Origin of the sequence: Vibrio sp. MarTm2 (assembly GCF_027587055.1) — a bacterium.
In the GTDB taxonomy this organism is placed as follows: Bacteria; Pseudomonadota; Gammaproteobacteria; order Enterobacterales; family Vibrionaceae; genus Vibrio; species Vibrio sinaloensis_D.
Map to the genome: position 1 here is coordinate 104,655 of NZ_JAPPTK010000010.1, position 13,973 is coordinate 118,627.

The following is a 13,973-nucleotide window of genomic DNA, read 5'->3' on the forward strand; positions in this document are numbered from 1 at the left end:
GCCCAGCTTTCGAGCTGGGCTTTTTTATCTGGGCAACTAAAAAGCAAGGACCCCCTGCGTTTCAACCTTCACTGAGACCTGTTGACCGATAGTGAGTGGTTCTGCAGAGCTGGCGATCAATTTCTGGCCGCTTGCATCAATTACATAACGACAATGATCGCCCATAAATTGCTGCTCAAGCACTGTGACACTGCTCTCTTCTGCTGCACTGATTTGTACATGTTGCGGACGAAGTAATAGTTCGCAATGCTCACCGATAGAGATGTCTTGTTGCGCCATCGCTTCTACCAAACCCAACTGCGTTTCGTACTCAGACTCTGATGCACGAGTCGCAGATAGGTAGCTTCCACCACCCAAGAAATCAGCAACGAACTTGCTAGAGGGTTGATAGTAGAGCTCACTCGCTGTGCCATATTGCTCAATCACACCGTGATTCATCACCGCCATCTTGTCAGCAAAAGCAAACGCCTCCTCACGACTGTGAGTCACAAAAATGGCCGTTACGCCCTGCTTTTTGAAGATTTTGCGGATCTCGCCAATCAGCTCATGACGCACTTGAGTATCAATGTTTGAAAATGGCTCATCGAGTAAGAGCAGATCCGGTTTGTACGCTAGCGAACGAGCGATAGCCACACGCTGTTGCTGGCCGCCAGAAAGTTGGTGTGGGTAGCGTTCAGCATAACCATCAAGATGAACCAGCTCTAACATCTCATTCACTTTTGACTGTTGCTGATCATGCGGCAAATCACGCAGGCCAAAGGCAACATTTTGCGATACCGTTAAATGGGGAAACAACGCGTAATCTTGAAAGATCATGCCAATGTTACGCTGCTCTGGTGGAAGCCAGTTTTTTCCATCATCGATCAGCATGCAGTTTAAGCTCATGGTTCCCGAGCTTAATGGCAACAAACCGGCAATGGCTTTCAATAATGTTGTCTTCCCACAACCACTAGCACCCAGCAAACAGACGATTTCGCCTTGCTCTACTTCCAGCGACAAGGACTCCAACACCGTGGTTTGTTCGTCATATTTGCACGTGAGGTTTAGAATCGATAATGCGCAGCTCATCAGTGTGAATGCTCCAGTGAACGGTTAACTATAACTAACGGGACTAAACCCACCAAAACGAGCAGCACAGCCGGCAACGCCGCTAGCTCTAAATGCTCATCAGAGGCAAAGTTATAAACATAGGTGGCGAGTGTTTCAAAATTGAAGGGACGCAACAACAGTGCAGCGTTTAGCTCTTTCATGGACTCAATAAACACCAGTAATGCCGCAATCAAGGCGCCACGGCGCACGAGTGGAAAATGCACGCGCCATAACATGGTGTTGGCATTGCACCCCATGGTTCTCGATGCCATATCCAGCGACGGGGATACTTTACTCAAGCTACTCTCGACGCTACCAATCGCCACCGCAGAAAAGCGCACCACCATAGCAAAGATAATCGCAAACATAGAGCCTGAGAATATGAGCCCAGGACGTCCCCAATCCATCATTTTAGCCACATCGTTGACAAAATGATCCATAAATAGCACAGGAACCATTACCCCAATGGCTAGCACCGTACCCGGAACAGCGTAGCCCATCGAGGACAAACGCATGAAAGCAAGACTTTTTCTTCCTGGGCTTACACGCTGACAGAAATTCACAATCAATGCGACGAGAACACCAAAAAATGCAGCGGTCAAAGAGACATATAAGCTGTTCAACGCATACTCACGAAACTCAGCGGTCCAACTTTGAGCGAAGTATTTGTAGGCATAGATAATCAACTGACCGAGCGGGAATATAAACGCGATAGAGACCAAGCCCCAGCACCATGCCAACGCAAACCACTTTTTCCAACCAGAGAGCTGGTAACGGAAATCTTCTCGACTACTAAATTGATTTTGAAATAGCTTTTGCTTACGACGACTGTAGCGCTCTGCACTAAGAAGTAAAATGACAACCACCAGCATAATGGCAGAGATTTTCGCTGCCGCGGTCAAGCTAGAGTAGCCAAGCCAAGTATCATACACCGCCGTAGTCAGGGTATTTACCGCAAAGTAGCTTACAGTGCCAAAGTCACCAATCGTTTCCATGGCGACCAAAGAGAGACCGACCGCAATTGATGGTCTAACGAGTGGGAGCGATATACGACGAAAGCTCTCCCAAGGTGAACATTTCAATAGACGTGCTGATTGGAGTAGTGAAACGTTTTGTTCCATAAATGCCGCTCGGCACAACAAATAGACGTAGGGATAAAGAACTAACGAAAGGACGATAATGGCGCCAGTTAGAGTTCGAATATCTGGAAACCAATATTCTCCTGGCCCCCATCCTGTTAAGTCACGCAATAGGATCTGGACTGGGCCAGCAAAATCAAACCAATCGGTAAAAATATAACCAACGATATAGCCAGGCATCGCCAGTGGCAGTACCAATGCCCATTGGAGAACTCGTTCGCTCGGTAGGCGACACATTGCCATAAACCAAGCAGAAGGGATGCCAAGTAACAAAGACAATGTCATCGTCCCTAACACTAAGACAATCGTGTTAAAGGCATAAGTGGGCATCACCGTCGACATCAAGTGAGAAAACAGTTCGTTTGTCTCACCGACTGCGGTTGTGAATATTGCCAAGATCGGCAAAACCAGTAGCAAAGCAAGCACTCCACTACTGGTTTTCCATAGGTAATTTTTTTCTTTCATCGCCTAATTACAACGAGGCCGTATGAAACATAAATGCAGTTGCAAATACATCTCATATCCCTTTAATAGTTTAGGGGTAGTTATACCCATAAAAACAAACAACCTCAAGTAACCCTGATAAAAGAGCGACTTGAGGCTGTATTCTAGCGAGATTTATTGACCCGCTAAATGACTATTAAAGGTCGAATTTAACTTCGTCTAGAAGTTTGATTGCTGCTTCGTGATGATCAGCGATCTCGTCTAGAGAAATTGTATCTGCTTTGAAGTCACCCCAAGATGCTACTAGCTCAGAGCGTTTAACACCTTCTTTAACTGGGTACTCGTAGTTTACTTCTGCGTACATGCTTTGCGCTTTGTCACCAGATAGGAATTCCATCAGCTTCACTGCGTTCTCTTTATTTGGAGAGTACTTAGCCATCGCCATACCAGAGATGTTTACGTGAGTGCCTGTTGTCTTCTGGTTCGGGAAGTTGATGTAAACTGCATCTGCCCACGCTTTTTGCTCAGCGTCATTCACCATCTTACCTAGGTAGTAGCTGTTACCAAGAGAAACGTCACATAGACCTTCTTTGATAGCTTTAACTTGTGCACGGTCATTACCTTGAGGCTTACGTGCTAAGTTTGCTTTAACGCCTTCTAGCCACTCTTTTGTCTCCGCTTCACCTTTGTGAGCAATCATTGAAGACACTAGAGATACATTGTATGGGTGCTTACCGCTACGAGTACAGATTTTACCTTTGAATTCAGGCTTAGCTAGATCTGAATAGTTGAACTCTTCACCTAGTCGACCAACACGGTCACGTGAAGAGTAGACGCTGCGCGTACGAGTTGTCAGTGCGAACCACTCGTTTTCAGTGTCTTGGTATTGTGCAGGAATGTTCTTTTCTAGAACGTCACTTTGCACTGCTTGAACAAGATCTTTTTTAGTTAGCTCCGCTAGGCGGCTGATATCAACCGTAAGAATAACGTCAGCAGGGCTGTACTCGCCTTCTTGAACCAATTTCTCTGCTAGACCTTTCTTAGCAAACTTCACGTTTACTTTGATACCAGTCTCTTTCGTGAACTCGTTGAACATCGGCTCAACTAGGAACGGCTGACGGTAAGAGTATACGTTCACTTCTTCTGCTGCCATTGCTGCTGAAGGTGCAATTGTTGCACATGCTAATGCTGAAAGAGTTAGCAGTTTTTTCATCGGTTCAATCCTTTAGTATTCGTAATGATAACGTTTATCAGTTGCGTTATTATATTCATCATAATTTAGAAAACAATGATACGTAACAAAAAAACCTGCTCATCAGAGCAGGTTTTTGATAGTTTTATTTGTAAGTATTTGTTACTTCACATTTAGAGCTCTTACTTAACCGTGACAAATTCTGGGTAAGCGCCAACACCACAGTCATGCATATCCATACCTTCCATCTCTTCATCTTCTGAAACACGGATACCGATGGTCGATTTTAGTACCGCCCAAACCGCAAGGCTCGCACCGAATACCCAAGCAAAAATAACTGCCGCACCGAATAGTTGAGCTCCGAAAGTAGCATCGCTATTGCTGAGTGGAACTACCATTAAGCCGAAGAAACCACAGACACCGTGCACAGAGATAGCACCTACTGGATCGTCAATCTTAAGCTTATCAAGAGCGATGATGCTAAACACCACGAGTGCACCAGATACCGCACCAATTGCCACTGCGTACAGCGGTGAAGGCGATAGAGGGTCTGCTGTGATAGCCACAAGACCCGCCAACGCACCGTTAAGAATCATTGTGAGATCAGCTTTACCCCAAGTCGTTTTACAGACAAGTAGTGCTGCAATGGCACCGGCTGCGGCGGCTGCATTAGTGTTCAAGAAGATTTGACCGACTGCTGTTGCGTTCTCGAAGTCTGACACCATCAGTTGAGAGCCGCCGTTGAAACCAAACCAACCGAACCAAAGGATGAAGGTACCCAAAGTCGCAAGCGGCATGTTTGAACCAGGAATCGGGTAGATTTCACCGTTTTTACCATATTTACCTTTACGAGCTCCTAGCAATAGAACACCGGCTAACGCTGCTGCTGCACCCGCCATATGAACAATACCCGAACCAGCAAAGTCACTAAAGCCAGCCTCTGATAGGAAACCACCGCCCCAAGTCCAGTAACCTTCCATTGGGTAGATAAATGCCGTTAGCACTGCCGAGAAGATAAGGAATGACCAAAGCTTCATGCGCTCGGCAACCGCACCTGACACAACTGACATGGCTGTCGCAACGAATACCACTTGGAAGAAGAAGTCAGATTCTAGTGAGTGATCCGCCCCTTCACCTTGAGTGCCAATTAATGCACCAAACGATGGCAACCAGCCGCCTTCACCATTGTCAACGTACATGATGTTGTAGCCAACGAGCAAGAACATGGTACAAGCAATAGCGTATAAGCAGATGTTCTTAGTTAAAATTTCTGTGGTGTTTTTTGAACGTACTAAGCCTGCTTCTAACATGGCAAAGCCAGCGGCCATCCACATGACCAACGCACCTGAAATGAGGAAGAAAAAAGTGTCTAGTGCGTAACGCAGTTCCGTTACTGTTGTCGTTAATTCCATCTTATTGTCTCCAGTCCTTCGAATTCTTGTCGCTGTTAAAGCGCTTCTGCATCCATTTCGCCAGTACGAATTCGTACCGCTTGGCTCAAGTCGTATACAAAGATTTTTCCATCACCGATTTTTCCAGTGTGCGCCGCTTTAGATATCGCTTCGATAACGCGATCGACATTCTCTGCTTGAGTTGCTATCTCGAGTTTTACTTTTGGTAAGAAATCCACTTGATATTCAGCACCTCGGTAGAGCTCTGTATGCCCTTTTTGACGACCAAAGCCTTTAACCTCTGATACTGTCATCCCTTCGATACCGACATCGGCCAATGCCTCTCGTACATCGTCTAATTTGAACGGTTTGATAATCGCATTTATAAGTTTCATCGCATCCTCTCTGAAGCTGTCTTCCTTTTGTCTTATACAATCCAAGGTATGTGCCAACTTTTTAACTTATTGATTACTATAAAATTTAACTTTAATCAGCTGCTGAAATACAAAAAGGGCGCACCGATATGGTGCGCCCTTTTCCCAATATTAAAGCAAGGTGGTCAAACCTCACCAATGCTGTGCATTTACTTTGTGGTTAGAAACTCTTTCCATTGTTCGATGAGTGCTTCAAAGTCTTCCAAACCACAACTTGCTGTGCTTTCGCTGTCATAAAAATCGAACTCACTCCCCGACTCCATCTCATCACCATGAGTCAGTACATTCTCTTGAACGATCACCTCGTCTCCCTGAATGTTGACGCTGATCTCAGTACCAAGAAGTAGATGTTCTTTTTGCGGTTCCATCCGAGCTTGGTCCGTTAACTGTTCAACTTGAGCTATCTTGTCCCAATCCTTGCCAACTTCTTCTTGCAACCAACGACCGACAATTTCATGCCCCATGCTCGACTTAACGTAATACTCTCCCATTAAAGTATTACGAATGAATTCAAACTCCATAACACGCCTTTTGCCTTCTTGCCTGCATAATGGGCGGCAGTATACAGACTACTGAACGATGACGCGATAGAGACGCAACCGAACCCAACATAAAAAACGCCCACCGATAGGTGAGCGCTTTTTATCAATCACTTACAAGGCTAGCTCAATTTATGCTGGCTCTTGGAAGATCACTTGTGCCGCTTTCTTAGTGTACTGTTCCATTTTGTGGAAGTTTAAGTAGCGGTATGTGTCGGCTGCTGTCGCATCGATTTGCTTCGCGTATTCCAAGTACTCTTCCTTCGTTGGAATCTTACCTAGAATTGCGCCTACTGCTGACAGCTCAGCGGATGCTAGGTAAACATTGGCACCTGTACCTAAACGGTTCGGGAAGTTACGCGTTGATGTCGACATTACTGTTGCTTTGTCTGCCACGCGCGCTTGGTTACCCATACATAGCGAACACCCTGGAGTTTCAATACGAACACCAGCGCGGCCGTAAATCCCGTAGTAACCTTCTTCTGTCAATTGATCGCGGTCCATCTTCGTTGGTGGCGCGACCCATAGACGTGTATCGAGTGAACCACCCCACTGCTCTAGCAGTTTACCCGCGGCACGGAAGTGACCAATGTTAGTCATACAAGAACCGATGAAGACTTCATCAATTTGTGTGCCTTGAACCTCAGACAGAAGACGAGCGTCATCTGGATCGTTTGGCGCACATAGGATCGGCTGATCAATCTCTGCCAAGTCGATTTCAATGATGTGTGCATATTCTGCATCCGCATCTGCTTCCATCAACTCTGGGTTAGCCAACCACTCTTCCATCGCCGTGATACGACGCTCGATAGTACGACGGTCACCGTAACCTTCCGAGATCATCCACTTCAGCATAGTGATGTTTGAGTTTAGATATTCTTCAATAGACTCTTGAGACAATTTCACTGTACAGCCAGCTGCAGAACGCTCTGCTGATGCATCAGACAGCTCGAATGCTTGCTCTACGGTTAGGTGCTCAACACCTTCGATTTCCAGTACGCGACCAGAGAATTCGTTGATCTTACCTGCTTTCTCAACCGTCAATAGACCTTGTTGGATTGCGTAGTAAGGAATCGCATGTACAAGGTCACGTAGCGTGATACCCGGCTGCATTTCACCTTTAAAGCGCACCAAAATTGACTCAGGCATATCCAATGGCATTACACCTGTCGCCGCTGCGAATGCAACCAAGCCAGAACCTGCTGGGAATGAGATACCGAGAGGGAAACGAGTATGCGAGTCACCACCGGTACCTACCGTATCCGGTAGAAGCATACGGTTTAGCCATGAGTGGATCACACCATCACCTGGGCGAAGCGATACACCGCCACGGTTCATAATGAAATCAGGTAGTGTGTGGTGCGTGTTTACATCGACTGGCTTTGGATACGCAGACGTGTGACAGAAAGACTGCATTACAAGATCAGCGGAGAAGCCCAGACACGCAAGGTCTTTAAGCTCATCACGAGTCATAGGACCGGTTGTATCTTGAGAGCCTACTGTTGTCATCTTAGGCTCACAGTACTGACCTGCACGCACGCCTTCAACACCACATGCTTTACCCACCATTTTCTGAGCAAGCGTGTAACCTTTGTCAGATGCAGATGGATCAACCGGCTTAGCAAACAAGTCTGTTTCTTCTAGGCCCAGTGATGCACGAGCACGGCTTGTTAGACCACGACCGATGATCAGTGGAATACGGCCACCAGCACGAACTTCATCAAGCAGTACTTTGCTCAGTTCAAAGCTAGAGATTTCTTCGCCATTTTTACGGACAACACCTTCATATGGGTAGATGTCGATCACGTCACCCATGTTCATCTCTTGGACGTTCAGTTCAATAGGTAATGCACCTGAATCTTCCATTGTATTGTAGAAGATAGGAGCAATTTTACCGCCGAGACAGATACCACCAGTGCGCTTGTTTGGTACGAATGGGATATCTTCACCCATAAACCAAAGCACTGAGTTAGTCGCAGATTTACGAGAAGAACCTGTACCTACAACATCACCAACGTAAGCCAATGGAATGCCGTCTTTTTGTAGTTCTTCAATTTGTTTAATTGGGCCAACACTGCCTGGTTGGTCTGGGTTAATACCCTCACGCTCCATCTTCAGCATCGCTTTCGCGTGTACTGGAATATCAGGGCGAGACCACGCATCTGGTGCAGGCGATAGGTCATCGGTGTTCGTTTCACCGGTCACCTTGAATACTTTAACCGTGATCTTCTCAGCAACTTTCTCTTTCGCGGTAAACCACTCAGCGTCTGCCCAAGATTGTAGGACTTGCTGAGCAAATTCATTACCTGCTTTGGCTTTTTCTTCTACGTCATAGAAGGCATCAAACATCAGTAGCGTGTGAGATAGTGCTTTCACAGCGATAGGTGCTAGGGCTGCATCGTCCAACAGAGCGATGAGTGGCTCAATGTTGTAACCACCTTGCATTGTGCCTAATAGTTCGGCTGCTTTTTCTTTGCTCACAAGTGGTGACGATACCTCACCTTTTGTGATTGCAGTCAGAAAGCCAGCTTTTACGTAAGCCGCTTCGTCAACACCTGGTGGGATGCGATTCTCAAGTAGGTCAAGAATGAACGCTTCTTCACCTTGTGGGGGATTTTTAAGAAGTTCCACAAGGCCTGCAACTTGCTCGGCATCTAGTGGTTTAGGAACAACTCCTTCGGCAGCACGCTCTGCGACGTGTTTACGGTAGGCTTCAAGCACGACTTTTTCCTCTCATTGCGGTTCCTCCCTCTTATTACTATTTATTCAAAAATATAAGGGAGTGAACATCCTTGGAAACTTGGCTCTCCTTGCCATATTTTTCATTCAGTTCTGAGTGAGAAACAGCGCCAGAGAGGCCAAACTGTGGGCGGTAGAATAGCAAATTTAACGTTAAATTAAAATCTCATCATTTTGACCAACATAGCAACTTAAGACTAAAGTTTTATGATTTTTATGCACTAAATTCTTTGATTCTCACAAGTTAAGAATCGCAATTGTGCATCTCTTTAGCCCGTTTTTACTTAAATGTTGTGCCAATTATTAGGTAGAAAGAATCATAGTTTCTTTCGGTTCGACCATAACCAAACATAATGGGTCCTACGGGTGAGTCAACACCAGCAAAGACAGACCCTGCCATATACAAAGGCAGGTCATTGTAGTCCAAGTCTGGATCAGACCAGACACCACCGTATTCGGCGGAAGCGCCAATATAAAACGGTGAGGTAAACAAGCCAAAATCGTTGTCAAACCATCGATATCGATAGACCACGCTACCAAAGGCTTTGTTTTGGCCGATCAAACTATTACGAGGAATACCAGACAAATGCAGGAAACCGCCGATTTCTCGCGGATCAATCGGTACTGATGAGTTTTTACTGGTGACAACACCAATGTCCAAATTTGCGACCAAAGTATGTCTCGAAAAGCTGCGCGCCGCCTTCAATACACCACTCATCTCATACGATGTGTCTTCGACTGTTTGATCGGTCACCAACTCTGTTGTTCCAACACTTTTATCGCGAGATATCAGATAATTGAGATCTAAATAGATCCCTTCTGTGGGCAAACTAAAGCTGTCTAAGGTGTCTATACGATAATTGGCAAATGCCCCCAACCGCTTAAACTCTACATCTCCTAATAAAGGTAAACTGGACAGCTCACCGTCACCATCGGTGTATCGGACACCAAACTTTAGTTCTCGCCATAGCGTTTGCTGATAGCCGATGGCCGCTTCTGCTACCCATTCGGTGTAAGAAACGGGCAAATAGTTTTCAGTTGCTTCTAACGAGGTGTCTTCAAACCCTGTGAAAGGGGCATTGCGCTTTTCTTTGGTGTAGGCCAACTTAAATGTGGTAAACGTCTTCTGTCCAGAGAGAAACGGGCTGTACAACTCTCCCTCGATCATCTTGTCAGTACCCATTTCAAGGTTGGTTCGAAGCTCGGCCCCATGCACATTCAAATCGGTAAAATTAGTCGACATACCAATTGAGTACTGACTGTCGGTACTAAAATCATCTTCAAGGAAAAAGCGGAAGTTGACGTAGTTTGGTCCCCAGGATTTTTCATCCACATCAATGACCAGAGTGTCATTACCGTCTACCTCATCATAACGATACGAGACAAGTTCAAAGCGATCGAGCGCATACAAATCCTGCACACTTTGCTCAATCTCTTTCGTTGAATAAGTGTTGCCAGGCTCCAATGCCAAGCGGTTTTCCAATAACTTTTTGCTATAGTGACTGTTGTTATTAATGACGATATCTTCGACGGCTATTTCATCGCCATAACGAAGATTTCTGCGCGCATCTTCTTTGTCATCCACATATTTTTGATAGTCTGCTGAAGATAAACTGTAGCGCTTAATCAAGTCACGATTTTGCATGGCGGCTTGGTAGCCTTTGCGAAAGGCTTCGGGCATTTTATCGAACTCGGTGGTCTCCATGTCACCCACATCCGGTCGTAAAAACACATCCTCGTCAGTGAGGGTTTCGGCTTGACGGTTGGTCGTGCTACGAACCAGATAGTTGGACAACTGATCCGCCACAGTCAGAAAAGTAGTGAAGTCATCTTCTTCTTTGTAGTCGGTGCTGATATCCACCGCGATCACAACCTCTGCGCCAAGTTCACGTGCAACGTCTACGGGCATGTTGTTAGTCACTCCGCCATCGACCAACATGCGACCATTCACTTCATACGGAGGGAGTGCTCCTGGGACCGACATACTCGCCATCATGGCATCAACCAAATAGCCATTGCTGATAATGACCGGTTCCAGCTCGATAATATCGGTTGCGACAGAGCGATAAGGAATGGCTAAATCATCAAAAGAGACCAAAGGCGGTAAGTTTCCCGTTGTTTCGCGCAAAATCTTGAGCATCCCCTGACCTTGCACAATACCACGCGGAGCCCGCATTTCTCCCCAACGCAAACCAAGATCGGTGGTCAGTTGGTAGCGGTCTTCATACTCTTTATCTCGCACCCGTCGTTCACTGCGATTCACGCGGTCGCGATAACCAGTGTTCCAGTCAACCGTATCGATGAAGCTTTCAATTTCATCAGCGCTCATCCCCGTGGCGTACAAACCACCTACGTATGCGCCCATACTGGTACCAGTAATAAAATCAACCGGCACTCGCATCTCTTCCAGAGCCTTTAAGACACCAATATGCGCAGCACCTTTTGCTCCACCACCCGCCAACACCACCGCGACTTTTGTGCGCTGTTCTGAGTGTTCGCTGTCTTGATACTCGGACTGCGCCAAAGCAGACACTGACCACAAGCCAGCCAATAACAACATAGCCAGTTTTTTCACACTAAAATCCTTTTGCTAATGAAGTGATGGAGCGTTAATCGAGTCTATTCTTATAACCTACTGATTACCATGTGAATAGTTTTTTTATCCATTGCGCAGGTTGATCATCACACTGTTGTTTGAATTTTCCGTTTGCATCCCAGATAGGCAATTTGAACGAGTTTTGACAATCGAGTTGCAAGTTCCCTTGGGCAGATTTGGCGAACCCTACCGTGCTAACATTCTGCGGCCAAGGTAGTGTTAGCTTCTCAGGAATGCGGTGCTTCAAGTATTCGGCATACACTCGCAACGCGCCACTTGAGCCTGTCAGTTTGGTTGGTTTGTTATCGTCTCGACCAAGCCAAATCGTCGTCACTTCGCGACCATCAACACCGACAAACCAACTGTCGCGAGTATCGTTACTGGTCCCTGTTTTGCCAGCAAGAGCCGCCCAGCCAAATTGACTATTGAGATAACGCCCCGTGCCTTCCAAAACTCCGCGCTTCATCGCGTAGGTGGTGAGCCAAGCGGCTTGTTGATCGACCGTTTGCGACGATCGCGGCAGTGATTGGAATAGCACCTGTCCATCAAGATCAACCACAGAGCGAAGTGCCGAAAGCTCAGCGCGACGCCCTGAGTTAGTCAGCGTTTGATACATCTGCGCCACTTGGAACGGTGTCAGGGTAAACGAGCCCAAAAACATCGAAGGCACCGGACGCACTTCGTTTCTGTCCACACCGAGTTTTTCTAGCGTATCGACGACGCTCGGAATGCCAAGCTGCATACCCAACTGAACCGTCGGCACATTGAGTGACTTCGCCAACGCCATGTAGAGTGGAACATCGCCACGGAATTTTCGATCGTAGTTGCGAGGGGACCAAACGGAGCCTTTGCTGCCTTTTAAGCTCAGCGGTTTATCATTCAAAGTGGTCGCGAGATTATATTTATCTGGCTGCTCTAAGGCCGTTAAGTAAACCGCCGGTTTGGCCAGTGAGCCGATTTGTCGACTGGCATTTAGCGCTCGGTTAAATCCATCATAACCGGTCCGTTTCCCCCCCACCATCGCACGAATTTCACCGGTATGACGATCCACTGCAACCGCCGCGCCCTCCAGTGATTTACCCGCGACTTTACTTAGCTCGGGGACTTTCTTGGCAATGGCTGCTTCTAACTCTTGTTGCGAAACCGGGTCAAGCGACGTAAACACTCTCAGACCGACATCAGATTGAAACACATCACCGACTTTTTGGTTGAGTTCGATTTTAAGTTGCTGGAAATACGCAGGCTGACGGCTCGCAATACGTGGATTGTCTTGGATATCAAGCGGTCTATCCGCAGCCATTTCAAACTGATTGGCACTCAAGATACCTTGCTGCATCATCAAGCGCAGGACGAGATCGCGTCGTTCTTTTGCTCGTTCAGGAAAGCGCACTGGATTGTAATACGACGGTCCCTTAACCATACCGACTAGCAGCGCAAGCTGGTCAATACGAAGCTCTTGGATGGGCTGACCAAAATACAGACGCGATGCCAAACCAAACCCGTGGATAGCCTCTCCACGGCTCTGACCTAAATACACTTCGTTTAAATAAGCTTCAAGAATACGATCTTTGCTGTATCGATGATCGAGAACCAGCGCAATGTAGGCTTCACGAACTTTACGCCATAAGGTTCGGTCGCTAGAAAGGAAGATGTTTTTCGCTAGCTGTTGCGTTAACGTCGAGCCGCCTTGTACTGTACGACCCGCTTTTACGTTGGCCACCAATGCCCGCGCAATTGCTAAAGGTGATACACCATCATGTTGGTAGAAGTTTCGATCTTCTGTCACGAGAAGCGCATCAACCATCACTTCAGGGAACTGGTCACGACGTAAAAACAGTCGTTGCTCATCATGATTTTTCTCTAGCATACCGAGCATTTTTGGCTCAATACGAAGGTAACCCATGTCACCTTTTTGCTCGAGAGACTCAATACGCGTTAACTCGCCTTGATTGAAATGCAGCATCACATGACGATCTGGCTCTGGTCCATCCGTAAACTCGAACGGACGACGGATTAACTCTATCTTGGTCGAAGAGGACGAGTACTCACCGGGATAACGAGGTTGACGCACTTTTCGATAATTCAGCACATCCAACTCATTACGCACTTCTTGAATGGAAATCGCGTCTCCGGGTGTTAAGTGTAAAATACGCGCGTAAACCACTGTCGGTAAATCAAACAGTTGCCCTTCAAAACGCTGTTTGACCACACTATCTAAATAGATGCCGACAAACAGTAAAACGGCCAATCCTGCTAGCCCCAACTTCCAACTGATTCCCCACAAGGTTTTCAACCATGTTCGCTGAGCTTTGGCTTTTGGCGTGCGTTTTTTTGTCGTACTGGCACGCTTGCGAGCGGGCTTTTTGGTCGTTTTCGCTTTGCTGCTCGTGGTGGTGTTTTTCTTGGTCAT

The 13,973-nt window shown here is 46.7% G+C and carries 9 protein-coding genes; all 9 read right to left on the bottom strand.

Going from position 1 to position 13,973, the window contains the following annotated elements; all coding sequences use genetic code 11:
- Positions 1-36: 36 nt before the first annotated feature.
- The gene (locus OH458_RS17110; protein ID WP_269979229.1) at positions 37-1,068 is read right to left on the bottom strand and encodes an ABC transporter ATP-binding protein; all 1,032 of its coding nucleotides are present in this window, start codon (positions 1,066-1,068) and stop codon (positions 37-39) included.
- The gene (locus OH458_RS17115; RefSeq protein ID WP_038137584.1) at positions 1,068-2,693 is read right to left on the bottom strand and encodes an ABC transporter permease; all 1,626 of its coding nucleotides are present in this window, start codon (positions 2,691-2,693) and stop codon (positions 1,068-1,070) included. The genes OH458_RS17110 and OH458_RS17115 overlap by 1 nt, the downstream gene beginning before the upstream one ends.
- A 175-nt stretch (positions 2,694-2,868) precedes the next feature.
- Entirely contained in the window at positions 2,869-3,885 is a 1,017-nt protein-coding gene (locus OH458_RS17120; protein ID WP_269979230.1) for a Fe(3+) ABC transporter substrate-binding protein, read from the bottom strand.
- A gap of 161 nt (positions 3,886-4,046) precedes the next feature.
- Positions 4,047-5,276 (bottom strand): ammonium transporter, encoded by a 1,230-nt coding sequence (locus OH458_RS17125; protein ID WP_269979231.1) that lies wholly within the window; start codon positions 5,274-5,276, stop codon positions 4,047-4,049.
- Between the two features lie 35 nt (positions 5,277-5,311).
- On the bottom strand, positions 5,312-5,650 hold the full coding sequence (gene glnK, locus OH458_RS17130; RefSeq protein WP_038137591.1) for a P-II family nitrogen regulator: 339 nt from the start codon (positions 5,648-5,650) through the stop codon (positions 5,312-5,314).
- Between the two features lie 188 nt (positions 5,651-5,838).
- Complete coding sequence (locus OH458_RS17135) at positions 5,839-6,210, bottom strand: YacL family protein (protein WP_038137600.1); 372 nt, start codon at positions 6,208-6,210, stop codon at positions 5,839-5,841.
- Positions 6,211-6,360: 150 nt separating this feature from the next.
- Positions 6,361-8,949, bottom strand: a complete 2,589-nt coding sequence (acnB, locus tag OH458_RS17140) for a bifunctional aconitate hydratase 2/2-methylisocitrate dehydratase (protein ID WP_269979232.1) — start codon at positions 8,947-8,949, stop codon at positions 6,361-6,363.
- Between the two features lie 298 nt (positions 8,950-9,247).
- Complete coding sequence (locus OH458_RS17145) at positions 9,248-11,527, bottom strand: patatin-like phospholipase family protein (protein WP_269979262.1); 2,280 nt, start codon at positions 11,525-11,527, stop codon at positions 9,248-9,250.
- Between the two features lie 79 nt (positions 11,528-11,606).
- Positions 11,607-13,973 carry a penicillin-binding protein 1B gene (mrcB, locus tag OH458_RS17150; protein WP_269979233.1) on the bottom strand — a complete coding sequence of 789 codons (2,367 nt, stop codon included), beginning with the start codon at positions 13,971-13,973 and terminating at the stop codon, positions 11,607-11,609.